The organism is Bacillota bacterium (genome assembly GCA_012727955.1).
Classification (GTDB): domain Bacteria; phylum Bacillota; class Limnochordia; order DTU087; family JAAYGB01; genus JAAYGB01.
Genome location: JAAYGB010000016.1, coordinates 23,930 through 49,896, shown reverse-complemented (window position 1 = coordinate 49,896; position 25,967 = coordinate 23,930). Strand labels below are relative to the sequence as shown.

The following is a 25,967-nucleotide window of genomic DNA, read 5'->3' as shown; positions in this document are numbered from 1 at the left end:
ATGAGGTGGAGGTTTGGAGATGGAGTTCAATTTCGACCAGGTTATTGAACGCGTTGGAACTCGGTGCGTCAAGTGGGATTCTCCTCGGCAGCTTTACGGACGGGAGGACCTGATCCCCCTATCGGTAGCTGACATGGATTTTGTGGCGCCACCGGAAGTGACCCGGGCGCTGCTCAAGAGAATCCAACATCCAGTCTACGGGTATTCACTGGCGCCGACAGAGGCGATTGCTGCCCTGGTGGACTGGATCTGGAAAAGACATCAGTGGAAGGTTGAAGCCGAGTGGGTGCAGCTCTTGGGCGGTGTCGTGGATGGACTAGCCTTAGCCGTTATGGCCTTTACCAACCCCGGAGACAAGGTCATTGTCCAATCCCCGGTGTACAGGCCCTTTTACCAGGCGATTACCACTAACGGCTGTCATGTGGTGACCAATCCCCTCAAACTCGAGGCGGGTCGCTACGTGATGGACTTGGAGGACCTGGAGAAAAAGATTGACGGAAGAACCAAATTGCTGTTTCTCTGCAACCCCCACAATCCCGGCGGTCGGGTCTGGACCAAGAGGGAACTGGAAGCCTTGGCCCAGCTGTGTGCAAAGCATGGAGTAATTATTGTGTCCGACGACATTCATTCCGATTTTGTCTACACAGGTCATAGCTACACTCCCATTGCCTCCTTGTCCGAGGAAATCTCGCAGTTTACCGTCACCTGTATGGCGCCCAGTAAGACCTTTAACCTTGCCGGCCTGTCGACGGCAGCGGTAATTATTGAAAACCCAAAGCTTCGACAGACCTTTGCCAATAGGATGGAAGCCGTTGGCGCGCCCACCAATCTCTTTGGCATTGTGGCCATGGAGGCGGCCTATCGCCATGGCGAGCCTTGGCTGGAGGCATTGCTGAAGTATCTACAGGAAAACCGAGATTTCGTCGCAGCTTACATAGAAGAGTACATCCCTGGGATCAAGGTCATGCAGCCCGAGGGAACCTACTTAAGTTGGCTGGAGTGCAGTCAATTGAGCTTGGCCCCGGATAAACTTCATCGTTATTTTGTCGAGGAGGCCGGTGTGGTATTGAATGATGGTCAGTACTTTGGGCCCGGCGGGGATAATTACCTGCGACTTAACTTTGCTTGCCCCCGTCCGATCCTGCAGGAAGCTTTGGAGAGAATGGCAGCAGCGGCAAAGAAAGTGGACAATCAACAAGGAGACTGACCAAGACTGTCTAAATTAGACAATGGTTGCAACAACGTTACAGTCAAATGCAGTCCGAAGCTACTTAATACATCAAGGAGTTGATCAGTTGTGAGCAACAAGTACCGGGTGGGGGTAATAGGATTTGCCCACATGCACGTTAACGGGTTAATTGATTCCTTTGCCAAGAGGGATGACGTAGAATGGGTGGCCTGTGCCGATACAGTGCCCCTAGTTCCTTCATTGTCCGTTGAGCCGGGCACTCGTCGCGCTAACCTGGAGCGGGCCCTGGAGGACACCGGAATTCCCAAGGCCTATGACGACTACCGGGAGATGTTGGAAAAGGAAGAGTTTGATATCATCATTTTCTGTCCCGAGAACGCGCGGCACGGGGAAGTTGCCGAGGCCATCGCTGCCAAGGGGATCCACATGTTGACGGAAAAACCCATGGCTGCTAGTTTGTCTGAGGCGCTGCGGATGGTTCGCGCCGCTAAGAATGCTGGCGTCAAATTGGTGGTCAACTGGCCCGCTACCTGGTGGCCGGCAGTTCGCAAAGCGAAGGAATTAATCGACGCTGGCGAGATCGGCACCGTTTGGGAGGTCAAGTGGCGTAATGGCCCCTCCATGGGACCCCTGTCCTACGGTCAGCAGGTCACCGACGAGGAGAAGGGCGCCGAGTGGTGGCATCAACGCAAGCCCGGTGGTGGAGCACTTTTGGACTACTGCTGCTATGGTGCTTGCTTGTCCAGCTGGTTCCTAGGTGAGCGGGCAGTGGCGGCCACTGGTATTCGGGCTAATCTGCTCTCCCACTATGGCGATGCCGATGATAATGCAGTCATCACCGCACGTTTTTCTCGGGCCATCGCGATCCTGGAGGGTACCTGGACCACCTTCCATACCGGAATTCCAACAGGACCCATCATCTATGGTGAAAAGGGTACCTTAGTTATCGATGGTGGCAATCGGCTCTTGGTTTACACTGAGCGAGGCAGCAAGGAGCCCACACAAGTATTCGAAGATATGACCCTACCGGAGGGCCGGGCTGACATTGCCGAGGAAATGCTTCACCACTTGAGGACCGGTGAGCCCTTGCATCCTACCTTGGATCTGCCCCTTAACCTCGATGCCATGGCTCTGTTGGATGCGGGAATTCGCTCCGCAGATTCTGGAAAGGTCGAGTTGGTTAACGACATCAATTGGTGCATTGGCTAACTGCTAAGGAAGGCGATAAGTACGGGCAAAGGAGGGCCTGAGGATGGTTAAGTTAGGCTTGGTGCATTACAACTTTCCCGGTGACTTGGAGACATTCTTGACCTATGCCTCTGAGACTGGGTTTGAGTACACGGAACTGATGGCCTCAGATATTTGGGCCGGGGATGCATCCTATGCCGAGGCGGAGGCTCAAGCCCGTCGAGTCAAGGAAATGCTGGCGGAACGAGGGATGAGGTGTTCCGCCCTTGCCGCCCAAAACGATTTCCTCGTTACCAGCCCAGAGGAGATGACCCGCCAAGTAGAGCGGATGGAGCAAGTGGGGGCTTTAGCTTCGCTTCTCGAGGTGAAGATCCTGCGGGTCGACGGTGGTTGGCCCAAGGAAGGCGTTGAGGAATCCCAGTGGTTTGATCTGATGCTGGAGGGATTTTCTCGGAGTTTGCCGGCGGCCGAGAGGCAGGGCTTGCTCATGGCTTTGGATAACCATGGTTTGGTTACCAATGACGCGGACTTGCAGGTCAGGCTCTTTCAAGAGCTGGGCAGCGACAGTATCGGTGCCAACTTGGATACAATGAACTATCGCTGGGCTGGTCACTCCTTAGACAAGGTTAATGAGTTCTATGCCACCATCGCTCCCTACGTGCTGCACTGTCACTTAAAAGACGGACGGGGCAGTTTAGCAGACTACGTGGGCACTGCCCTCGGTGAAGGTGAAATAGACCTTCACTGGGCCGTCAAGTGTCTGCAGGATGTTGGGTATGATGGGGTTTGGTGTGTGGAGTATGAAGGTAAGACCGACTCCGCGGAAGGGTACCGCAAGGGCCTGGAGTGGGTCCGGCAGCACATCAAGTAGGCTTGAGAGCTTAACGTCCCCTCAAATCCAATGGGGACTTTGGTTGGTGGAGCACGAAGGGGGCCCATTCCTTCGTGCTCTCTCCGTTTGTGCAATCTGAAGGAACTAGCACTTCCCCGCAAGAATCCATGGTCCTGCAGACAATTAGGTAGGTGCTTAAGTCGAGGCACCGTCGGAAGTCTAGTCCTGTAAAGGCGGGATGAAGTTGAAGTATTTTCGGCGCTTAATTGCTCGGAAGAGGTTTTGGGTAATCCTCTCCCTAATTTTAGTGATCTACCTCATCAATGCTTCTTGGTTGGTGAGAACGGGGGACAAGAAGCCCTTCCTGTTGGCCCATCGGGGACTGGCGCAGACCTTTCCCATGGCTGGTATTACCAATGAAACTTGTACTGCCAAAGGCATCTATCCACCGGAGCATCCGTACCTGGAAAATACTATTGCATCTATGCAAGCAGCCTTTGACCATGGTGCAGACATCGTCGAGCTTGATATCCAGCTGACAGCGGACAATGAGTTTGCAGTGTTTCACGACTGGACCTTGGAGTGTCGAACCGATGGTCAGGGGGTTACCCGGGAGCACACTCTGGCGGAGCTGAAGGAGTTAGACATTGGCTACGGCTATACTGCCGATGGAGGCCAAACCTACCCCTTTCGAGGAAAGGGCGTGGGGCTGCTTCCTTCCTTGTCAGAGGTTCTAGATGCCTTCCCCGATCGGCAGTTGCTGCTTAACATTAAGAGCAATGATCCGGAGGAAGGAGCTAGATTGGCAGAGTTCTTGCTTCAACTGCCCTCGGAGCGGTTGGAAACTTTGGCGGTCTATGGTGGCGATGAACCCATTGCCGCTCTCAAAGAGGCGATACCCCAGCTGCGGGTGATGTCCATGGCCACGCTAAAGCGGGCTTTGTTATCATATCTGGCCGTTGGGTGGAGTGGGTATGTTCCCGCCGCGATGAGAAATACCCAACTGCACATTCCTGAGAAATTTGCGCCCTTTCTTTGGGGCTGGCCCCATCGGTTTCTTCAGCGGATGGAGGCCGTCGATACTCGAATAATTCTGGTGGCCGGGAGCGGTAAATTCTCGGAAGGCTTTGATAGTGCCGAGGATCTGGCCCGGATTCCCAAGGGTTATAGCGGAGGAATTTGGACTAACCGCATTGATAGGCTGGCTCCCTTGGTGAAATAGCAAGCAAGGATGTCTCCCGGTTCTGGGATGGAAAGGATTAGGGGTGGAGGGCTGGTATGCGCAATCTGAAATTGATCATCGAATACGATGGCGGAAGATATTTGGGGTGGCAGCGCCAGAACAAAACGGAGCGAACTATCCAGGGGAAAATAGAAGCTGTCCTGTCGAGAATGGTGGGAGTCCCGGTTGAGGTCGTTGGCTCGGGACGCACCGACGCTGGAGTCCATGCCCTGGGTCAGGTGGCCAATTGCCGGCTGGACACCGATTGGACCTTGGAGGAGATCCAGGAATATCTCAATCACTACTTGCCCGAGGATATCGTAGTGAAGGAGTTAGAAGAGGCTGAGGACCGGTTTCACGCACGCCACAACGCCCAGGGTCGCAGGTATGTTTACCGCATCTGGAATCACCGGGTGCCATCGGCTCTCGAGCGGCGCTATAGCTACCACGTGCCTCAACGCCTTGACCTTGATTCAATGCGCCAGGCTGCCGCCAAGCTGGTGGGAACCCATGACTTTATCGCCTTTTCCTCCCTAAAAAAGCGGAGAAAGTCCACAATTCGCCACATTGACCGCGTTGACATTGAACGGGAGGGCCCTTGGGTGACAATCAGCATTGTTGGTAACGGGTTCTTACGCCACATGGTAAGGATTATCGTAGGTACCTTGCTGGAGGTGGGGTTGGGCAAGGAGCCTCCCGAGTATGTCGACGAAATCTTTCTCGCGGGACATAGGCGGGAGGCGGGGTTTACCGTACCGCCGCAAGGGCTATTTCTGGCGGAAGTCTACTATCATGATCAGCTAGAGAAGGGATAGGCGTCACGAAGGGGATGTCAGGTCCCTTGCAAGCTATCTCCAGAGAAAGCGAATATCGTCGCCGTCAACTATTGGAGTGACAAATCCAGCAATCTCCCCGTTTACCTGGATGGTCAAGGTGCCGTTCTTGCGCCGCTGCTCCGCGGGATTGTGATGGGGGAAGATGTCACTGACGATAAAACGATGTTTCCGCTGCGAGGTCTTGGCCTCCAAGATCAAGGGGGTACCGTTGACGGTAACGGTGATGGAATGCAGCTGCTTTTGTGGTTCCGACTTCCTCTCCCTTTCCCTTGGCGCCTCGATGAGAATCTCTTCGCCATTTTGCAACCTCGTTGAGGGACCCGCGGGTCTGCCATTGACCAGCACTTGAGCATCGGGCTGCAACGCAGGCTCCTCTCGTAATAGATCGGCGACGGTGACTTCCCGTGGGGAGCCGTTAATGGGCTCGGAGATCTCCAGGTGATCCCCTGAAGCGACGGGATCCTGTAGACTGCACTCGATGCCATTCTTGGTGATTTGGGCTGGCTGTCCCATACTGCCGGGAAAGACCCGTTTCTTGCCATTGATGGTCACCGTTAAGGATTCCCCGGGGATTCCCAACAGTCGCGTCAGGCTGATTCCAGCGCCGATGACGGCATCCTTCACAGTACGAGTAGCGCTTTTTAGTAACTTGTACTCTTGGCGGCCATTAATGGTGAGATCAAGAAAGGGCGAAGCATTCTCACTGCTGGCCAGCAGGGCAATGCCCAAGGGGGTAACGGAGGCGGGACCAAAGAGCTCTTCTTCGCATCCCGCAATCTTCGACACCCCGGTGCGGTCTCGAAGGGCCACGCGATTTTCGGGCAGGCCCAGGTGCTTGGCCAGCTGCTTCGTTAACCCGGGGGTGAGTGATCCTCCACCGACACACATCACCGCTTGGGGACAGGTGTCATGGTTGAGCCTCAGGATTTCCTGGGCCAGTTGCTCCGCCAATTGGTTCACCACTGGGGCAATTTCTCGGCAGAGCTCCGTGGCCGGTAGGGAATGGGTTAGCCCGAGGACATCGACAAACTCAATTACCTCTGTCGCTACCAGCTGCCTTTTTACCCGCTCCGCTTCGGGAAAATCCAGGAGGTATCGCTCCATAATCAGGGAGGTAATTTCATCGCCTGCCGCAGTGACCATTCCATAGGCGACGATGGACTTATTTTTGGTGATGGCGATGTCCGAGGTACCGGCACCGACGTCCACCAAGGCCAAGTTCAGGGCCCGCATACTGGGGGGAATGGCGACGTGCAAGGCAGCGATGGGTTCCAGAGTCAAGGAGCTCATCTTTAGGCCGGCAGCGGCTAAGGACGCCGATAGGGAGTCCACCACCACTCGGGGCAGAAAGGTGGCGATCACCTCGACACCGATTCGGTTCCCCCGCTGGCCAACTAGGGACGCAATGCGATCTCCGTCAAGCTCATATTTGGTGACGGAGTAGGCAACAAACATATAGGGGTTGGGGCCGACGGTAAAGGAGGTCCGATTTTGTTGCCGCAGTTGGTTTCTGGCGTCCATCACTGCTTCCATTTCAAGACTGTGGATCAGTTCTTGATCAATGGGATCCAGCGGTGATACCTCCAAAGAAGCCGTTCCTAACTGCGTACGCAGGGCTCTACCGGCAGCTGCTACGGCGGCGGAGGTGAGCTTGAGGCCCCTTTGGTTCTCAATCTTCTGCGTAACCTCTTTGATTACGTTGCTGACCCCGGAAATGTCGTGGATTTGACCATCTTCCATGGAACCTACGCCTTGCTCAAGCACTACGGCATCGACAATCTCCGGTGCTTCAGCGGCGTTGCCTAGGAGAATTCCTGCCACTTTCCGAGTCCCGATATCCAAAGCGTAGATGTAGTTGGTGTCACGTCCATTCATTTCCCTTCACACCTCCCAGGGTAAGCCTGTCCTGCATATTTCTTCCACACAAGGGGGGATTGGCCCTGCCAAGAAGTTAGGTGATCACCTGGGGCATGAAGGTATTTGCCATTGCGGTCCTTTTTTAATCAGGATTGTAGGTTCGGGCTCCAAGGAGAACAAGAGCTAGGGATAGATGATTGGCCCTAGGCCGTGTGCCTCGAATTCATCCTTAAGACCAAAGTACTCATGGAACTTGTGATGAGGCGGAAAATCCGGTATACTAAGGGTGCAGCAGGGAGATATTGTTCTTTGCTGGGCTTTACAGCCATTTCCGAAGGGATTCTTGAAAGGAGACGAACATGCGAATTCAGACTGCGACCGATAACCTAGTTACATGCTAAGGTGAGACTGACAGGTTGCCGTCTATCTACGCGCATGCGGTTCTCGCGAAGGGGCGGGAAAACCCTCCTTCGAACTATTGACAACTGCTAATTTTTTCGTGGGCTTTGCCCGTTGGTGGCGCGGTGACTGGCGTTAGTCAGCGCGCTTTTTGTGTTTGTCGTTACCGGCAGGACGGCTCTGTCTCAATCGGTATGTCTCACCCCCAATTTGTCTGAAGGGGGATTTTTTGTGTCCAGACCATTAGTGCAAATTACCGGCTTATCCAAGGATTTTGGCTACCATCAGATTTTTACCAATGTAGATTGGCTCATTAGAGAAGGGGAGAAGATTGGATTTGTCGGTGCCAATGGCGTCGGCAAGAGCACAGTGCTCAAAATTATCGCTGGAGAAGATACACCCTCTAAAGGGTCTATCATCTATTACCAAGATTTGCTGCAGATTGAATACGTTCCCCAAAACCCGGTTTTTCCCGGTGAGCTAACACCGCAGCAATTACTGACTCACCGCTGTGAGAGGCTGGGTGCGGCGGCACAGGCTGGGGTCCTAGAAACCCTAAGTCGTTTTGGCTTTGCTGAGAGTGAAAAGGCTCTTTTGATCGCCAATCTCAGCGGCGGACAAAGAACCAGGCTGAGCCTGGCTCAAGCGTGGTTGTCCTGTCCTGGACTCCTGTTGCTTGACGAGCCCACCAATCACTTGGATCAGGAGGGACTAGCCTGGCTGGAGGGATTTGTCAAGGACTACCCCGGTACAGTGGTAGTAGTCTCCCATGACCGCTACTTTCTAGATCAGGTAGTTGACAGAATCGTGGAGTTAACCCCTAAGGGTGCCAAGGAGTTTGTCGGAACCTACAGTGATTACCGCCAGGCAAAGGCAGCTGCCTATCAGCAGCAGTTGGCCAGATACGAGGCGGCGCAAAAGGAAGTTAAGCGGATTGAGGCCGCCATCTCGCGGCAGATGGAATGGGCTGATCGGGCTCACCGTGATTCCCGGAAAAAAGGCGAGGGTCGGATGGGAGTCAAGGAATACTATCGCAAGAAGGCCAAGGGGATGGCCCGGAGGGCAAAATCTACCATCAAGAGGCTGGAAGCGATGAAGGAGACCCAAGTGGAGAAGCCCCAAAGAGAAAGGTCCATTGCTGCACTGAATTTTCAAGAGAGTGCCGGGGGCAGAAGAATGATCCTGGGCAGAGGGTTGGCAAAGTCCTTTGCCAAGGAATTGTTCACCGCCAGCGACTTCACTATCCTGCGGGGGGACAAGGTAGGCGTGGTTGGCGCCAACGGCGCCGGTAAGACTACCCTGGCTAAGATGATTCTAGGAGAAGAACAGCAGACCGAGGGAGAGTTGTGGGTGTCGCCGGGGGCTCACATCGGGTACTTGGACCAGGAACTGGAGACCCTCGATCCCACGGCTACCATTCTGGAAGGGGTGCTGGAGGTGTTTCCCCAGCAGACTCCGGAGACTATCACTTGGGTAAGAACGATGCTGGCTGGATTCCTGTTTGCTGCGCAGGATCTGGAAAAATCCATCGCGATCTTAAGTACCGGAGAGAGGAAACGGGTGGCGCTGCTGCGCTTGCTGCTGTCGGAGTATAACCTCCTCATCCTCGATGAACCAACGGAGCACCTGGATTTACCTTCACGGGAAAGGCTCGAGGATGCCCTGGTGGACTACTCCGGAACCTTAGTGTTGATCTCCCATGATCGCTATCTGCTCCGCCGAGTTGCCACCAAGATCCTAGCCATCGAGAGCGGCAGGATCCATACCTATGATCAAGGATTTGAGCAGTACCATGCCAGCCGGAACAGGACAGAGGAGCCAAAGGGTAATGGCGGTGAGTCGGATCCTGAGATCTCTGTCGAGGAGAGGCTGTTGTGGCAGAACCGCCTGGCAACCCTGAATTCTCAGTTGGCCTTTATGGATAGGGCAGATCCGGAGTATTCGCAGCTGGAGGCAGAATTTCTGGAGCTATCGAGGAAGCTGAGAAAAGGGTAAGAACAGGAAGGGAAGCCCAAGGGGGTTGCCCGGCAAGATTAGGTTAATTCCTTGCTGGGCAACCCTTTAGATTCTCTTAGAGGATGGGAAGGGGGTTTTGCCGGTGACATTCCTCCATCACTGCGATTTGCTGCCGTACTTCCTGGGGTGTGATCTCCAAGGGGACATTTTCCGTCAGGGTTTTGTACAACATCTCGTAGAAGGATTGGGCCATGGTATGGAATAGGTCTCGTTGTTGCTCCTGGGGAACATCCCAGCAATCTTCATGCAAGATCAATTCCTCTCGGCAATATGCCGGGGTGCCATCGGGTTTGGAGATGGGCTCCCGAATAAGGCGCTGTTCCGGCGCTTCTGAGGGTAGGTAATATTTCCACTCTAAGTGAGTAGTGGTGCCCTTGAGCCCACCATAGGTTCCCTGCACATTATAGGTGAAGCTGGGGTAGGCACAGCAGGAGGAGATCTCGACGTCGATGGTGGGCCGGCCATGACCGTGAAGCAGGAGCTTGACATAATCCTCGGCATCACCGAAGGTGTTGGCCCGATCCATAATACAGGTCACCTGTGGCATGATGTCGGTTCCAAAGAGCTGCAGAGCCTGATCGACGGGGTGGGGACCGGTGTTGAGCAGATTGCCACCGTTATACTCCTGGAGGGTTTGCCAGTCCCAGCGGCGGGCAAAGCCGTTGTAGGCAATACTAATCTGGACGATTCTACCCAAGACCCCGGAATCGATTACTTCCCTTAGCTTTCGAAAGGCAGGGGCATAGCGAGACTGTTGAAAGATCGCCAAGATTTTGTCGTTTTCTTGGGCGGCGGCAATTAGTGTATCGACCTCTGCCGCCCTTCGAGCTAGGGGTTTTTCACACAGGACATGGTATCCGTGGTTGAGACAGTCGAGGGTAATGGGAACATGCATGTGGCTATAGCTGGCGTTGATGATCAGATCGATGTCGTCCCGCTGGAAAAGCTCTCTGTAGTCAGCGTAGACGTCACATCCCAGTTCCTCTTTAGCCCGAATTCGCCGTTCCTCGAGGAGGTCGACTACAGCGACAACCTGGTATTTGTCCGGCATTTTTCCCAGGGAATAGGCATGGATATCCCGTCCGCTGCGTCCTTGCCCAATGATCGCCACCCTTTGTACCATGGTAACCACCTCTCAATTGATCAATCTGAATCCTAATACATGGTTACCCACGGAAGGGAAGATACCTTTGCAAATCCGCTGACCCTTCTAGCGAAAAACAAAGGGGACAGCAGCTCGCTAGGCCGCTGTCCCGGATCCAATCTAAATTCAACCTATGGTATAGCTACACAGGCACCTGTCTCTGCCTCCGATGGCTGAATCGCTTCTCTAGGATGCTTTGGATCCTGCGGGCGCCGATGGCCACACTGGAAGTTCCGTAGAACACTAAAGAGGGGCTGGAGACACCCAACAGCAAAAAAGCTAGGGGAGCGGCAATACAGGCCACCAAGGCACTACGATCATGGTCCTTGATCAGTAGGAAGGATAGGCCCCAAATCAGGACGGCAATAATTGTTCCCGAGAAATTCCTGGTAGCCAAACTACCACCGATGAAGGTAGCTAAGCCTCCACCGCCCTTGAATTTGAGCCAAATGGGCCAATTGTGACCGACGATGGCCACCGCAGGCATTAGGGCTCGCACCCAGCGAATGGGGCACAGATCGGCAAGTAGCCCAACGGCTACCCCTTTGCCAACGTCGCCAATCATGGTCAGCAATCCAGGCAACCAGCCAACATTGAGCATTACGTTAGTGGTGCCAACGTTTTGGGAAGCGATCCGGCGAATGTCGGAGCCGGAGCTCAGTTTAGTGAACACATATGCGAAGGGAATTGAGCCTACTAAATAGCTAAGCAATAGATAGTAGAGAGCCATCCCTTTCCCCCTCTCACTCAGCCGAGAGTCGACTGCCTGCAAAGTACTTGTCAGCCAGGCAACAGGGAATTGCCTTGTCCACGTTGAAAAATAGAAGGACTCGAGGACATTGTGTAGGCATATTCTCCTGCTATAATAATTCGGCATTGAGTGAAGGGGTTCCTCCTAAGGGCCAAATGACGCAGAAGGACTGATGGACGAGTGCAACTGGGAATAGACGTAGGTGGCTCTTTGACTAAGGTTGTTTTGGTAGATGAAAGGGATAATCAGTACTTTACCTTTGAACCGCAGCAAGACGAGGGTCTGGATCAGCTGCTGGAGCAGTATCCCAACACGCCTATTTGCGCCACAGGCTGCGGCGCACCGCTACTTCAAGCTAAGTACCCCGACAGGGTAACTATCACCGATGAACTGGTGAGCTTCTGCACCGGTTCTCGCTACTATGCTGGTCAGCTGGCTTGGAAGCAGCCCTATATCCTGACCAGTCTTGGGACCGGCACATCCATTTTCTTGGTCTCTGATGAGGGAAGTCATCGAGTTACCGGCACAGCGGTGGGCGGCGGAACCATCACTGGTCTGGCCTCCTTACTCCTTGGAACCAGGGATTTTGCCCAAGTTGTGGAGATGGCCAGGAGGGGAGACCGGCGCCGGGTGGACTTGATGGTGTCAGACTTGTATCCCGACGCGCAGGATTCGCCGGTACTAAGCTCCCTGACCGCGGCTAATTTCGGTAACACAGCAATTGCTGCCGCAACACCGCCAGACCTTGCCGCGGCAATCCTGCAGCTTGTAATGGAGACGGTGTCCCTGTTGTCAATCCAAGCAGCCAAGACCTGTGGCACTGAACATATACTTATCGCCGGATCTCCTACAAAGAATCCGCTGATCAAGGATGGACTAGTGGGAGTGGGGCGGCAACTGGGGCACGACTTCACTATCCTCGACCATGGCCCCTATTTCGGAGCCATGGGTGCAATCCTGTTGTGTAACCAGCCCCAGGACAGGCTGTGAGCCTACCTTGGGCTATCTGTCGCCAAAAACTTCCTGAGCGATTCTTCGACCCGTTGGCGTAGCGGCCAGTCCACCTTCTGCCGTTTCCCGCAGAGCCGCGGACATTAATTGGCCCACGGAGCCCATGGCATCGATGACTTCATCAACGGGGATAACACTGGTAATGCCGGCTAGGGCTAGATCCGTTGCCACCAAAGCGTTGGCAACACCGATGGTGTTGCGTTTGATACAGGGAGCCTCTACCAGGCCGGCTACTGGATCACAGACTGAGCCCAGGATGTTCTTCAAGGCGATGGCACAGGCATGTCCCGCTTGGGTTGGGGTTCCACCCATCATTTCCACCAATGCCGCTGCGGCCATGGCAGCGGCACTGCCGCATTCAGCCTGGCATCCGCCTTCCGCGCCGGAAATAGTGGCTCGGGAGGCGATGACCATGCCAATTCCTCCCGCGGTAAACAGGCCCATTACTCCTTTTTCTAGCGGCAAATCCTGCTCCTCAAGGATAGTCAAGATGGACGCGGGTAGAATGCCGCAGGCTCCGGCGGTGGGCGAAGCGACAATTCGCCCCATACAGGCGTTAACCTCCGTTACTGCCAGAGCAGTGACCAATGCCTTTCCCAGCACCCTCCCGCCGACGGTCTTCCCGGCCCGCAGGGCCGCGTCCATCTTGTTGGCATCGCCGCCGCTCAGTCCGCTGGGTGAGCGCTGTGTCAGGGCTTTTCCCTCGCTGGCCGCCTGGCGCATGGTAGCCAATTTACCTGCCATCCGCTGATAGATCTCCTCCGAGGAGCTTCCGAGTTCTTCGACTTGCTGGGCCAAAACGATCTGGCCAATTGTCTGCTGTGAATTTTCTGCTAATTCGATGAGTTCCTGTACAGAAGTAAATTGCACTTTGAGATTACCCCCTAATCAAACGGGATTGACTACCACTGATCTAGTGACGTGTTCGAGCCTGTCAATCTGTTCCTGCAAAGTATTGTCGATCCCCTCATCGGTTTCCAGTACGATCATTGCCTGTTTGCCCCGTCCGGCCCGGTAGACCTTCATCTGGGCAATGTTGATTCGGTGTTGGGACAACAAACTGGTGACAGCGGCCACTACCCCGGGAGCATCACGATGGGGAACCAACAGGGTAGTATATTCTCCGGTAAAGTCTACATCAAGGTCGTTAACCCGGAGGATCCGCACCTTGCCGCCGCCCACGGAGGAACCAAGGACTCGGACGGATTTCCCCCCTCTACCAGTTAGCTCAATTAGGGCAGTATTGGGATGGAAGTCCCCTAGATCCGTCGGTTCAAAGTGGTATTCTAATCCCGCATCCTGGGCTGCCCTTAGGCTGTCCCGGATCCGTAGATCATCGGAGTCGTAGCCCAAAAGACCACCGATGAGAGCTTTGTCGGTACCGTGTCCCCGATAGGTGCGGGCAAAGGAACCGTGTAAGCGAATATGGGCCACCGCTGGTATGTCGGCTAAAATCACCCGCGCTATTTTCCCCAGCCTCGCTGCGCCGGCCGTATGGGAGCTGGAGGGACCAACCATAGTGGGCCCAATGATTTCAAAGATATTGGCCAATGACACAACCTCCCCGACCATGGATCATACCCATGGCATAACTTCTCCAACAGCTACCATGTTCATTGTACCGTTTATTGGGGCATTGCACCAGGCTTGGGCCCCGTTCCCTGACTTTTTAGACAAGATGGGATCCCTGTCGCCAATGAAGAGGCTATCGGGGAAAGGAGAGCAGCAACAAACAGCGAAGCTAGAGGATATTCCACTAGTTGGCAGGAGGCGTGCTTTTCGATGAAAATCACCAAAATGGAAACCTTCTTGGTTAAGCCCCGTTGGTTGTTCTTGCGGATTGAGACAGATACCGGGTTAGTGGGATGGGGGGAACCCGTCGTTGAAGGGAGAGCGGCGACGGTGGAAACTGCGGTTCAGGAGCTGTCGGAGTACTTAATTGGTAAGGACCCGCGGCCTATTGAAGATCACTGGCAGGTGTTGTATCGAGGAGGGTTCTACCGTGGTGGACCGATACTGACCAGCGCCCTGTCGGGGATAGAGCAGGCCCTGTGGGATATTAAGGGAAAGTTCTACAACGCCCCCATTTACGAGCTTTTGGGAGGCAAAGCTCGGGACAAAATACAAGTATACAATTGGATCGGTGGGGATCGTCCCTCGGCAGTGGCGAAGGAAGCCCAAGAACAAATTGCCGCGGGATTCACCGCGGTGAAGATGAATGCGACAGAAGAGATGCATTATGTCGATTCCTTCGCCAAGGTGCAGGAGGTAGTAGATCGGGTAGCAGCGGTTAGGGAGGTTGGTGGAAAGGATCTGGGGATCGGCATCGACTTTCATGGTCGGGTGACTAAGACGATGGCGAAGGTATTGGCCAAAGAGCTTGAACCTCTGCACCCGATGTTCATTGAGGAGCCCGTACTTCCAGAAAACAACGAGGCGCTGAGGGATATCGCCAACTTGACTTCCATTCCTATCGCTACCGGTGAGCGGATGTTTACCCGGTGGGATTTCAAGCATTTGTTGGCCCAAGGATATGTCGATATCATTCAACCGGACGTGTCCCATGCCGGAGGAATCCTAGAAGTGCGAAAGATTGCTGCTATGGCCGAAGCCTACGACGTGGCCTTGGCCCCTCACTGTCCCTTGGGGCCCATTGCCCTTGCCGCCTGTCTCCAAGTGGATGCTTGCAGCCCCAATGCCTTCATTCAGGAACAGAGCTTGGGTATTCACTATAATGAGGGCAGCGACCTATTAGATTACCTAATGGATCCCGCGGTATTCCGTTACAGTGGTGGATATGTGCAAATCCCAGAAGGTCCTGGCCTGGGGATCGAGGTCAATGAAGAGCGAGTCAGGGCCGCAGCCAAGGAAGGGCACAATTGGAGAAACCCCGTATGGCGGCGTCACGACGGTACCGTCGCCGAGTGGTAAAGTTGGGCAGTAGGACAAACAAAAAGCGGCCTCACATTGTGAGGCGCGCCGGAGGTGTTTAGTAGTAAGCAAACGTGCCCAACAGGAGCAGAATTAGAATCAAGAAGATGATAAAGGTAAACCCGTCGTAGATGCCCTTGCCCTTGGCTTCTACCACAGCGCACACCTCCCTGTGTCAAGAGTAACTGTATCACTGTTACGATATGCCTGGGCGGGTAGGTTGATATAGTCTCTTGTTCCTATTTTCCGTGGGCAAGGGCGAAATCGGCAGAAAGCTCATCGAGGGCAAAAAAAGAGGCCAGATCCGGTAATTTGGCACTCATTTCGGTCTTCACATCCTTGTGAAAACCGATCATCCGTCAATGGGAGTAACCACGATACCGCCGGAAGTGGCGGCAGAACCCTAATTCCGTGGTTACCTGTGTTCGGATATGCTTCCAAAGGACTGGACTTTGGAAGGAGTTTGCCGGATCTGACCTCACTGGTATTGTGCCCGGCGGCTTCGCTAGTATGCAGCCGATGGGCTGGTAAGTACTGCCTTTTTCCTAATTTGCTTGGGGTAAGGGTGGAGTCGGAAGGAAGCTCATCGAGGGCAAAAAAGAGGCCAGATCCGGTGATTTGGCACTCATCTCGGTTCACATCCTTGTGAAAACCGATCATCCGTCAGTGGGCGTAACCACGATACCGCCGGAAGTGGCGGCAGAACCCTAATTCCGTGGTTACCTGTGTTCGGATACGCTTCCAAAGGACTGGACTTTGGAAGGAGTTTGCCGGATCTGACCTCACTGGTATTGTGCCCGGCAACTTCGTTACTATCCAACTAAGTCGCTGGTAATTACTCCCGATCTTGCAGATGCTGGGCTCGGGTCCTGGGCCACAATATTGGTGGGGAGGTCACAAGTTGTATTTCTTGACATATCGGTACGAAGGCAGTGAGCGCATTGGGGTGTATTGTCCCCAGCGGCAGAAAATACTTCCCTTGACGGCGGTATCTGAGCTGGATATTCCTGAGGGGATGCTGGATTTTATTCGCGGCTTTAACAGTGACGCCATCGGTATCATCAATGCATATTTGACCAAGGGGGAATCCCAGAATCAATTCCTGTCGCTATCGGAGGTGGAGTTGTGCGCTCCCATCCCGAGACCCTTGCGAAACATTATTTGTTTGGGATTAAACTACAAGGAGCATGTGGCAGAATCTCAGTCTGTGGCTGATAAGTCAAAACTACCGTCAGCTCCGGTGTTTTTCACCAAATTGGCCACCAAGATCATCGGGCCCGATGGGGAAATCGACAGCCACAGGGATATCACTTCCGAACTGGATTACGAGGTGGAACTGGCGATTGTCATCGGTAAGTCCGGGAGCAATATTCCCAAGGAAGAGGCTGCCGATTACATTTTCGGATACTCCGTGTTTAATGACATCACAGCTAGGGATTTGCAGCGGCGACATGGACAATGGCTAAAAGGAAAGAGCCTGGATACCTTCGCAGCCATGGGGCCTTACATTCTCCATAGTTCCGCCGTGCCCTTGCCCCTGGAGCTTGAGATCTGCAGCAAAGTTAACGGCGAGCTGCGCCAGCATTCGAATACTAGACACCTAATCTTTGACATTCCCACTCTGATCAGCGAGCTGTCGGCGGGATTGACCCTAGAGGCTGGGGACATCATTGCCACCGGCACCCCTGCAGGAGTGGGCATGGGAATGGATCCCCCCACATACTTAAGACCCGGCGATGTTGTTGAGTGCAGCATTGAAGGGCTGGGAACCCTGCGTAACGTTGTGAAGTAATAGGCCCAATTGGTCGGAAAAATACTAGAGAGGTGAGGACAAATGACTGAGTTTTTCCCGGAGGTCCCACAGAAGATTCGGTACGAAGGAAAGGATTCCACTAACCCATTGGCCTTTAAGTACTACAACCCCGACGAGGTGATTGGCGGGGAGACTATGCGGGAGCATCTCCGGTTTTCCGTAGCCTATTGGCACACCTTTACCGCCGAGGGAGTGGACCCCTTTGGTGCCGGCACGATGCTTCGTCCCTGGAGCGATGTGACATCTCCCATGGAAAGGGCGAAGACGGTGGCCAGAGCTGCCTTTGAGTTCATGGATAAGCTTGATGTTCCTTACTTTTGTTTCCATGACCGGGACATTGCGCCGGAAGGCGCCACCTTGGAGGAAACCAACGCTAACCTCGATGAGATTGTCGCCCTAATCCAAGAGTTGATGGAGGAAACGGGAATCAAGCTGTTGTGGGGAACGGCAAATCTCTTTAACCATCCCCGCTTTGTTCACGGCGCTGCCACCTCACCTAACGCCGATGTTTTCGCCTACGCTGCTGCTCAGGTGAAAAAGGCGATGGAAGTGACCAAGCAGCTAGGCGGGGAAAATTACGTGTTCTGGGGCGGCAGAGAGGGCTATGAGACCCTGCTAAACACCGACATGGAACTGGAACTGGACAATTTTGCCCGGTTTCTCCACATGGCGGTAGATTATGCCAAGGAGATTGGGTTTACCGGTCAGTTCTTGATTGAACCCAAGCCCAAGGAGCCTACCAAGCACCAGTATGACTTTGATGTTGCCAGTGTCTTGGCTTTCCTGCGCAAGTACAAGCTTGATCCCTACTTCAAGATCAACATTGAAGCAAACCATGCCACTTTGGCAGGTCATACCTTCCAGCATGAACTGGCGATGGCCAGGATCAACGGGATGTTGGGTAGCGTGGACGCCAATCAAGGGGATATGCTCCTGGGTTGGGACACCGACCAATTTCCCACCAACCTGTACACCACAACCTTGGCCATGTACGAGATCCTCAAGGCCGGTGGCCTGGCACCGGGTGGTCTAAACTTCGATGCCAAGGTGCGGCGAGGCTCCTTTGAACCCATCGATCTGTTCTACGGCCACATCGCCGGTATGGATAGCTTTGCCCGGGGTCTGAAGGTGGCCCACAAACTCTTGGAGAGCGGAGAACTGGAAGAGTTTGTTGCTAAACGATACTCCAGCTATTCTACGGGCATCGGTCAGAGAATCGTCAATGGAGAGGTTGGCTTTAGTGAACTAGAGGAATATGCGCTGCAAAATGATCAGATTTCCAACGCCTCTGGACGACAGGAGCTGTTGGAGATCATTCTCAACCGGTATCTCCTGGAGGTCTAGGATTGGGCAGTTAGTTATCCCTCTCAGAGGGGACACTAGACCTGGGAGTGATGTTCATGCCGCGGAGGCGTAAAGTCATGTCTGACCGATTGAAGTACGAGTTGGCCCAAGAACTCGGGTTCTATGACAAGGTCAAGGACGGTGACTGGGGTAACATCACAACCAGAGAGGCAGGCTCCTTGGTTCGGGCTGCGATTCAGCGGGCTGAACGTATGCTAGCAGGGGAGACTGACTCTAGTTAGTGAAAACGGACGGGTTCTCCCGTCCGTTTCCGGTAGAGGATTTTGCTTTCTCGACCTAGAAATGGTGTCAGGGTTTCTAGGGAAATCCTGGATAGAATGTTATTTTTGCAACCCTTGGGGTATATTGCATGTGATCGGGGTCGGGATTTTAGAATGGAGAGGATTACTATGGTCGAAAAAGCAGATATTGGCTTAGCCGGATTGGCGGTGATGGGGCAAAATCTGGCGCTAAACATGATGAACAAAGGCTACAGTGTGGCGGTGTGGAACCGCAGCCAGGGCACTATGGAGCAATTTGTCGCCGAGAGGGCGGCAGGTAAGCCCGTAATCGGGGCAAAAACTTTGGAAGAGCTGGTGCAATCCTTGAAGCGGCCGCGCAAGATCATGTTGATGATTAAAGCCGGTGCCCCCGTCGACGGCGTCATCGAGCAACTGGTGCCCCTTTTGGATGAAGGAGATTTGATTATCGACGGTGGTAACTCCTATTTTGAGGACTCTATCCGTCGTGACCGAAAGCTGCGGGAAAAGGGAATTCTGTACATGGGGGTCGGAGTTTCCGGGGGAGAAGAGGGGGCGTTACATGGTCCCAGTATCATGCCCGGGGGTCCTAAGGAAGCCTGGGATATGGTGGGCCAGATTTTCCTCGACATTTCAGCCAAGACCGCTGATGGTTCGCCCTGCTGCACCTATCTAGGCACCGATGGGGTGGGTCACTTTGTGAAAACGGTGCACAATGGGATTGAGTACGGTGATATGCAGCTGATCGGAGAGGCCTATTATCTGATGCAGCAGCTTCTGGGGATGTCGGCTCCGGAGATGGCTGAGGTTTTCCAACAGTGGAATGAGCGGGAATTAGAGTCCTATTTGATTGAGATCACCGCTGACATCTTGACCCGGATGGACCCGGAAACCAATCGTCCCTTGGTAGATCTCATCGTTGATGAAGCGGGACAAAAGGGTACCGGCAAATGGACGGCCCAAGAGGCTTTAGAACTAGGGATTCCTGCTCCGACCATTGCCGAAGCTGTCTTTGCCCGGTCCATGTCCGCGATCCGGCAGGAGCGAATTGCCGCATCCTCGATCCTTACTGGACCGGAGCCCAGTTATTCTGGCGATCCACAACAGTTGATTGAGTGGATCTTTGATGCTTTGTACGCCTCCAAGATTTGCTCCTACGCTCAAGGTTTTGCGCTCCTGAGGGAAGCTGGTCAGGAATATGGCTGGAAGGACATGGATCTAGGGAAGATTGCCCTGATTTGGAGAGGTGGCTGTATTATTCGGGCCCAATTCCTCAATCGGATCAACGAAGCCTATGAGCTCAACCCAGATTTGGCTAACTTGATGCTGGATCCCTACTTCAAAACCGCTTTAGAAGAAGCTCAAACAGGATGGCGCAAGGTAGTAAGTCTTGCCGCTGAAGCGGGGATTCCAGTCCCAGGCTTTAGCTCGTCCCTGGCTTACTACGACTCCTATCGTCGCGGGAGACTGCCGGCCAACCTGCTTCAGGCGCAGCGAGATTATTTCGGTGCCCATACTTACCGGCGGTTGGATAAAGACGGGGATTTCCATACGGAATGGGTGTAGTGTCAACGATCCAAGCTGTGGGACTGTGGTGCCTAGCGAGGGGATCAAAATAGGTTAGGACATAGTGAGGGCGCCTTTGGCAAAATAGATTGCCAAAGGCGCCTACTGCATTACTACGAAGGATTTGTCAGAGCATAACGGGGAACGGGCTGAACCTGAGGCTTTCCGGTCAGTTGGTGGCGACCCATTACCAAGGGACAGCCATAGGCCTGTTGCAAAACCGGAAGCTGGTACACATCCTCCACGCTGCCATGGGCCTGCAGCCGGCCCTGCCTTAACAGGATCACCCGGTCGCAATATAACGCTGCCAGGTTCAGGTCGTGGAGAACAGAGACAACGGTCAAATTACTTTCTTGATTCAGCTGCTTGATCACGTCCATAATTTGGATTTGGTGGTTGATATCCAGATGATTGGTGGGCTCGTCCAAGAGCAGCAGCTTGGGCTCCTGGGCCAAGGCTCTCGCGATGGCTGCCAGCTGTTGCTGACCGCCGCTGAGGGTGCGAAAGCTGCGGCGGGCCAAGTCCTTGGTCCCCGTCAGGCTCAAAGCGTGGTCCACGATGGCCAGATCCCTTTTCGTTTCCCGGGCAAAGCGCCCCAGGTGGGGAAGCCGTCCCATCAGGACAAAGTCCGCCACCGTGAAGTCGAAGGATAGTATTGTCTGTTGGGGAACGACGGCCATCATCTGGGCCGAGGTGCCGGCAGTCATCTCTCTGTATAGATCCCGGTGATTGACCACCACTTGACCGGCCCGGGGAGGCAGTGCCCGGGATATTGTTCGCAACAGGCTGGTTTTTCCGGCTCCATTGGGACCGATAATCCCCAGCCACTGGCCCTGGGGCATGGCGAAATTAACTTCCTTCAGGACTAGGGCTTCACCTAGTTCTACCGTCAGATCCGTTACCTGCAGCATATTCAATCTCCTTCGACAAAACTACGCCGACGTTGCCGGAGAATAAAGAGGAAGAAGGGTCCGCCAAAGAAAGCGGTCACCACTCCCACGGGGATCTCCACAGGCGCCAGCAGGGAGCGGGCCAAGGTGTCGGCAAGGATTAGGAAGGCGGCTCCTGCCACTAGGGCCGCGGGCACCAGTCGGCGGTGATCCGGTCCCTGCAGCAGCCGCACCATGTGGGGGATAATCAGTCCGACAAATCCAATCATTCCACTGACTGCCACGGCACAGGCCGCCAGTAAAGAACTGATGGTCAAAAACAGCACCTTTCTAGACTCCACGGGCACTCCCAGATGGAGGGCAGCTTCCTCCCCGAGAAGGAGGGCGTTTAAGTCTCGAGCAAAGACAAGGGCTAGGCCGGCAGCGATGGTCACATAGGGGGCTACCAATTTCACATAGCTCCAACTGGCATGGGAAAGTCCACCCATCATCCAGAACATGATACCCCTTAGCCTCTCCTCGCTAAATAGGACCAACGCCGAGACCAGGGCTGACAAGAACGCGGAAACGGCAATCCCAGTCAAGAGGAGGGGCAGGATGGGTAAACGACCGTTGACTCCTGCCACCTTATAGACCAAAAGCATCGTGGCAATGCCTCCGGCAAAGGCCATTGGCACTATCGGTCCCATCCCAAAAAAGGGAAGCCGCAGGGATAGCATCATCGCAGCCACGGCGCCGAGGGCAGCCCCAGAGCTGACTCCAATCACATAGGGATCAGCCATTGGGTTCCGGAAAATCCCTTGATACACGGTCCCCGACAGGGCAAGGCAGGCACCGATTAGGCCTGCCAAGAGAACACGGGGCAACCGTACCTGGAGAAGGATCACCTCGTGCCAGGCCGGCCAGGTCGGTTCTCCCTGGATGCCGGGTATGGTATTTAGCAGAATCTTGACTATCTCGTCAAGGGGTAAGTAGACGGAACCGATGGCCAGTCCCAGGGCCATCGAGATTGCCAACACAATTAGCAAGACTGCCAGACTATGGGAGCGAAACAAGGTTACTAGGTTGAAATTGATTGATTTACTCATGAGCCTCCAACGCCTTTGGATGGATCATAGCTGCAATGGCTTCGAGGCCGTCGACGATGCGAGGTCCAGGCCGGCCGATAATGTCGGGATCGATGAGATAATACCTTCCGTTTCTAACCGCAGAAAGGGTCTGCCATTGGGGGCGGGCCCCGCTGTCCAGGTCCGCAATAGTTTGCTCAAAGGAAGTAATGATCACCTGGGGATCTCGCTGGATCAGGCTTTCAAGACTGAAGGTGGGCCAGGCACTGGCTGCATCCTCGGCGATGTTGCGGCCACCGGCCAGCTCAATCAATTCCTGAATAAAGCTACCGGGACCCGCGGTCATTAGGGGATCGTGCCACACTTCATAAAACACGGGAACCGCTGGCAGACCACTGGTTGCCTCGATGACCGCGGCAACTCTGGCTTGCATCTGCGAAATCAGCTCTTCTGCCTGGGCATCGCATCCGGTAACGGTTCCCAAAGTCGCAATAGTCTCGTAGGTCTCTGCCATGCTCTGGGCTTCCAGGGCCAGCACCGGAATCCCTAGATCCGTTAAGCGCTCAATTACCCCTTGGTTCTGATGACTGGTAAGGACCAGAACCAGATCCGCCTGCAGAGCTAAGATCATTTCATAGTTGATACCGTTAAGATTTCCCACCTGAGGCTTGCTTTGTGCGGCCTTTGGCCAATTACTGTACTCATCAACGCCCACGACTTGGTCATCGGCTCCCAGGGCAAACAAGATCTCGGTATGACTGGGTACCAGACTGACGATTCTTGTTGCGGGGCGCGGCAGGATCACCTCTCGATTCAGGTCATCGACGATTCTGATTGAAGCGGGACTGCCAGCAGCAATCGTCGCTGGGAAAAGGACTAGGATTGCCAGTAACAGCAGGAACTTCATCCAAGGATTTTTCATAGTCAGCGGCACGGTAACGGGTGAGCGTGCCTATCCTCCCCTCAATTCATTCTGCACTGTTGGGACAAAAAATACCTCCCGCCTATAGGCAAGGAGGTAGAGTTCAAGGAACATTGAACCTTGAAATAAGGAAACTTCACCTCTCTTTCACCCGAAGAGCGTGGTGCCCATCCGCCGGCAGGTCTCCTGACTTACAGCCGAAGCAACCCTCCCTTTCCTTCCCATCGCTTTGGCGACAGTGGATTGTCTTAGAGAGGGCCAGACTGATCACAGTGGCGGGACCGTTTCGGATTTGCACCGAATTCCCTATTCTCCCCATGGTTGAAAACCTGGGGCACCGGCGGACCAATAATATGATATTGTGATTTCGGGAAACCCGTTAGTTAAGCTTGATGTTCCTTCCACAAAAATGGGGAGTTTCCCTGCCTGACAATTTGAAATAAAGAATCCTCGCTTTGGTTGATAATGGGGAAAAAAGCAGTTAAACTATCGATAGATAAAGGAGGAGAGCTAGTATGGCTAATTTCGTACTGATCACCGATTCTGGTTGTGATTTACCGGCCGGTTTTATTGAGTCCAACGATATCGCAACGGTGAGTCTGGTCTACGCCCTCGATGATCAAGAGTACTTTGATGATTTTGGTCGCTCCCAGGATCACAGATCCTTCTACGATGCCATGAGGAATGGGGCGATGACCCGCACTTCTCAAGCCAGTGCATCTACCCTCATTGATCTGTTTCGCTCTTACGCTGCCGATGGACAGGAGGTATTATACCTGTGTTTATCCTCGGGCCTAAGTGGTACATATAATACTGCCTTGTTGGCTCGGCAGACGGTCTTAGAGGAATATCCAGATGCCGGGATCAGCGTGGTCGATTCTCTCTCGGCGTCCTTAGGTCAGGGCTTGTTGGTGAAGGAGGCCCAGCGGCTGAGAATGGAGGGTAAGTCTCGGGAAGAGACGGCCCAGTGGCTGACGGAGCACCGACTAAAACTTAATCACTGGTTTACGGTCGAGGATTTGGAGTATCTCCGGAGAGGAGGCCGGTTGTCGGCTCTGAAGGCTGCAGTTGGCGCTATACTCAACGTCAAACCTATCCTTCATGTGGATGACGCAGGACACTTGATTCCGGTATCCAAAGTCAGGGGTCGGAAGAAGTCTATCTCGGCTCTAGCCGATGAGGTGGTGGCTCGAGGCGTCGATCTTGCGGGACAGGAGATTGGCATTAGCCATGCCGATTGCCCCGATGATGCCCAGCAGCTGGCTGCCTTGATCCAAGAAAAGGCCCAAGTGGACAGAGTGTTTATCAGCCAGATCGGTCCCGTTATTGGCGCTCATGCTGGACCAGGCACCCTGGCAGTGTTCTTCTATGGGCAGGATCGTCAGGCCTAGGGAGTTGTTGTTGAGATAGTCGAAGGGGCCAAAGAGGAGCCGCCTCCTGTGAGGTAGCTCTTTTTTGCTGTGGGCAGGATTTTGTTTTAGAGGTAATGAACTCTATTTAGGTTTCTAGGCAAGACTCTTCTGCTTATCGTATGGAGAGCAATCTTTGGCAGCTTGCTACTGCTTGGAGTTTTTGGAGGGATTGACGCTGACGGAGTCATCGATACAATTGTGGCAACGAATAAATAGCTGTGAGAAAAGAGAGCGAACCGCTATCCTTGACGAGATTCTCCGGCGGGGTGATGAGGTTCGACCTGTCCTAGATAAAGCTTTACAGGAAGAAAAATGGTATGTCAGGGAGATGGCAGCAACGGCCCTGGGGCAAATCGGGCAGCTGGCTGATTTATCTGCCCTGTATCCTTTACTGTCCGATAGCAACGCAGAGGTGCGTAAGGCTGCCATCAAGGGCTCTGTGGCAATTCTGCTGCGCAATGAAAACATGGCCAGTGACCAGCTGCCAATTACCATGTCGGATTTAGTATTTGGCTGCTTGCCCCAGACCAATGTCTCAGCCCGGGAATGGCTGGAGGAGCATGCCAGCCCAAAGGAACCCATGGATTGGGTGGTGCTGGGCGCGCTGTATCTGGAAGAGTCCTTGGCAGAAGAGGCCTTTGATGCAATGTATTGTGCCTATCGCCTGGAACCAGGGGTTTTTGCCGACGATCGGTACTATTACCTGTGGGAGCAGATTCACTACCTGGCAGGTCTGACCCACGAATGGACAGGGGAGGAGCGGGATATTGCCGGTGCAGCACTGCAGATTATGCTGGAGCTGCGGCCCGATGACGGGATGGTGTTGCTCAACTACGGCTCCTATTTGGCCTCAATCGGTGATTTCAGCGGAGCCTATTTGATCTATCGTCGGGCCCTGGTGTTAAATCCCAACGACCATTTTGTGTCCGCTAATTTGAGGGCCTTGTCATTGCCGGCGGCGGAGCGGCGCCGACTTGATCGCTTGATTTTCGGAGACAATGTCCGATTCTTTCCGCCTCGGCCAAACCTAGGTTCCGATGGGGTGATGTCTTATCGGGGATATCTCATTCAAATTCAAATCCCCAACCCACCCTTCGACCATACTCCGGAAACCGATGACGAGTTGCTAGGCCGGGTGATAGTGAATTTCCTGCGGAATCAGGGTATTGCCCCCACGGAGTTTGAAATCTACCAGGTTCAATTAATCGATCTATCGGAGGGGGCTCCATCGCTGCTGGTGGATGTGGTCCTGCGGGAAGAGCCTACACCCAAGGGCTCCATCTAGAAAAGGATGATGCTGGGCAATCTTGCCAATTG

General features: G+C 54.0%; 22 protein-coding genes and 1 riboswitch. Of the genes, 14 read left to right on the top strand and 8 right to left on the bottom strand.

Annotation, left to right across the window (positions count from 1 at the left end; translation table 11 throughout):
* Window positions 1-19: 19 nt before the first annotated feature.
* The 5 genes from GX030_03870 (at window position 20) to truA (ending at window position 5,246) form a co-directional block, all read left to right on the top strand.
* On the top strand, window positions 20-1,207 hold the full coding sequence (locus GX030_03870) for a pyridoxal phosphate-dependent aminotransferase (protein NLV91516.1): 1,188 nt from the start codon (window positions 20-22) through the stop codon (window positions 1,205-1,207).
* A gap of 90 nt (window positions 1,208-1,297) precedes the next feature.
* On the top strand, window positions 1,298-2,398 hold the full coding sequence (locus GX030_03865) for a Gfo/Idh/MocA family oxidoreductase (protein ID NLV91515.1): 1,101 nt from the start codon (window positions 1,298-1,300) through the stop codon (window positions 2,396-2,398).
* A 43-nt stretch (window positions 2,399-2,441) separates the two neighbouring features.
* Entirely contained in the window at window positions 2,442-3,248 is an 807-nt protein-coding gene (locus GX030_03860; protein NLV91514.1) for a sugar phosphate isomerase/epimerase, read from the top strand.
* A 199-nt stretch (window positions 3,249-3,447) separates the two neighbouring features.
* Window positions 3,448-4,431, top strand: a complete 984-nt coding sequence (locus GX030_03855) for a glycerophosphodiester phosphodiesterase (GenBank protein NLV91513.1) — start codon at window positions 3,448-3,450, stop codon at window positions 4,429-4,431.
* Between the two features lie 56 nt (window positions 4,432-4,487).
* On the top strand, window positions 4,488-5,246 hold the full coding sequence (gene truA / locus GX030_03850) for a tRNA pseudouridine(38-40) synthase TruA (GenBank protein NLV91512.1): 759 nt from the start codon (window positions 4,488-4,490) through the stop codon (window positions 5,244-5,246).
* Window positions 5,247-5,279: 33 nt separating this feature from the next.
* Here truA and GX030_03845 read toward each other — a convergent pair whose 3' ends face one another.
* On the bottom strand, window positions 5,280-7,142 hold the full coding sequence (locus GX030_03845) for a cell division protein (protein NLV91511.1): 1,863 nt from the start codon (window positions 7,140-7,142) through the stop codon (window positions 5,280-5,282).
* A 612-nt stretch (window positions 7,143-7,754) separates the two neighbouring features.
* Here GX030_03845 and abc-f point away from each other — a divergent pair.
* On the top strand, window positions 7,755-9,518 hold the full coding sequence (gene abc-f / locus GX030_03840; protein ID NLV91510.1) for an ABC-F type ribosomal protection protein: 1,764 nt from the start codon (window positions 7,755-7,757) through the stop codon (window positions 9,516-9,518).
* A gap of 76 nt (window positions 9,519-9,594) precedes the next feature.
* Here the strand turns inward: abc-f and GX030_03835 are convergent, their stop codons facing one another.
* Window positions 9,595-10,662, bottom strand: coding sequence for a Gfo/Idh/MocA family oxidoreductase (locus tag GX030_03835; protein ID NLV91509.1), 1,068 nt, complete (start codon window positions 10,660-10,662; stop codon window positions 9,595-9,597).
* Window positions 10,663-10,825: 163 nt separating this feature from the next.
* Entirely contained in the window at window positions 10,826-11,413 is a 588-nt protein-coding gene (locus GX030_03830) for a glycerol-3-phosphate acyltransferase (GenBank protein ID NLV91508.1), read from the bottom strand.
* 201 nt (window positions 11,414-11,614) lie between these two features.
* Here GX030_03830 and GX030_03825 point away from each other — a divergent pair, with 201 nt between their 5' ends.
* A complete protein-coding gene (locus GX030_03825) occupies window positions 11,615-12,424 on the top strand; it encodes a hypothetical protein (protein ID NLV91507.1) in 810 nt (269 codons plus the stop codon).
* Between the two features lie 12 nt (window positions 12,425-12,436).
* On the opposite strand, the gene sdaAA is transcribed toward GX030_03825, so the two are convergent.
* Both sdaAA and sdaAB read right to left on the bottom strand, forming a co-directional pair.
* A complete protein-coding gene (gene sdaAA / locus GX030_03820) occupies window positions 12,437-13,315 on the bottom strand; it encodes an L-serine ammonia-lyase, iron-sulfur-dependent, subunit alpha (protein NLV91506.1) in 879 nt (292 codons plus the stop codon).
* 18 nt (window positions 13,316-13,333) lie between these two features.
* Window positions 13,334-14,017, bottom strand: coding sequence for an L-serine ammonia-lyase, iron-sulfur-dependent, subunit beta (gene sdaAB / locus GX030_03815; protein ID NLV91505.1), 684 nt, complete (start codon window positions 14,015-14,017; stop codon window positions 13,334-13,336).
* A gap of 210 nt (window positions 14,018-14,227) precedes the next feature.
* On the opposite strand from sdaAB, the gene dgoD reads away from it, so the two are divergent.
* From dgoD to gndA, 5 genes are all read left to right on the top strand, one after another.
* Window positions 14,228-15,376 (top strand): galactonate dehydratase, encoded by a 1,149-nt coding sequence (dgoD, locus tag GX030_03810; protein ID NLV91504.1) that lies wholly within the window; start codon window positions 14,228-14,230, stop codon window positions 15,374-15,376.
* A 901-nt stretch (window positions 15,377-16,277) separates the two neighbouring features.
* On the top strand, window positions 16,278-17,168 hold the full coding sequence (locus GX030_03805; protein ID NLV91503.1) for a fumarylacetoacetate hydrolase family protein: 891 nt from the start codon (window positions 16,278-16,280) through the stop codon (window positions 17,166-17,168).
* A gap of 42 nt (window positions 17,169-17,210) precedes the next feature.
* On the top strand, window positions 17,211-18,533 hold the full coding sequence (xylA, locus tag GX030_03800) for a xylose isomerase (GenBank protein ID NLV91502.1): 1,323 nt from the start codon (window positions 17,211-17,213) through the stop codon (window positions 18,531-18,533).
* Between the two features lie 56 nt (window positions 18,534-18,589).
* Window positions 18,590-18,775 (top strand): alpha/beta-type small acid-soluble spore protein, encoded by a 186-nt coding sequence (locus GX030_03795; GenBank protein NLV91501.1) that lies wholly within the window; start codon window positions 18,590-18,592, stop codon window positions 18,773-18,775.
* A 168-nt stretch (window positions 18,776-18,943) separates the two neighbouring features.
* Window positions 18,944-20,359 (top strand): NADP-dependent phosphogluconate dehydrogenase, encoded by a 1,416-nt coding sequence (gene gndA, locus GX030_03790; protein NLV91500.1) that lies wholly within the window; start codon window positions 18,944-18,946, stop codon window positions 20,357-20,359.
* A 113-nt stretch (window positions 20,360-20,472) separates the two neighbouring features.
* On the opposite strand, the gene GX030_03785 is transcribed toward gndA, so the two are convergent.
* Genes GX030_03785 through GX030_03775 form a run of 3 tightly spaced genes read right to left on the bottom strand, consistent with a single transcriptional unit; the run spans window position 20,473 to window position 23,223 of the window.
* Complete coding sequence (locus tag GX030_03785; GenBank protein ID NLV91499.1) at window positions 20,473-21,270, bottom strand: ABC transporter ATP-binding protein; 798 nt, start codon at window positions 21,268-21,270, stop codon at window positions 20,473-20,475.
* 2 nt (window positions 21,271-21,272) lie between these two features.
* Window positions 21,273-22,337: an iron chelate uptake ABC transporter family permease subunit gene (locus GX030_03780; protein NLV91498.1), complete on the bottom strand. Its 1,065-nt coding sequence runs from the start codon at window positions 22,335-22,337 to the stop codon at window positions 21,273-21,275.
* The gene (locus tag GX030_03775; protein NLV91497.1) at window positions 22,330-23,223 is read right to left on the bottom strand and encodes a cobalamin-binding protein; all 894 of its coding nucleotides are present in this window, start codon (window positions 23,221-23,223) and stop codon (window positions 22,330-22,332) included. The genes GX030_03780 and GX030_03775 overlap by 8 nt, the downstream gene beginning before the upstream one ends.
* A gap of 173 nt (window positions 23,224-23,396) precedes the next feature.
* A riboswitch (cobalamin riboswitch) is annotated at window positions 23,397-23,595 on the bottom strand.
* 158 nt (window positions 23,596-23,753) lie between these two features.
* Here GX030_03775 and GX030_03770 point away from each other — a divergent pair.
* Window positions 23,754-24,629, top strand: a complete 876-nt coding sequence (locus tag GX030_03770; GenBank protein ID NLV91496.1) for a DegV family protein — start codon at window positions 23,754-23,756, stop codon at window positions 24,627-24,629.
* Between the two features lie 154 nt (window positions 24,630-24,783).
* Window positions 24,784-25,935, top strand: a complete 1,152-nt coding sequence (locus GX030_03765) for a hypothetical protein (GenBank protein ID NLV91495.1) — start codon at window positions 24,784-24,786, stop codon at window positions 25,933-25,935.
* The last annotated feature ends 32 nt before the right edge of the window (window positions 25,936-25,967 follow it).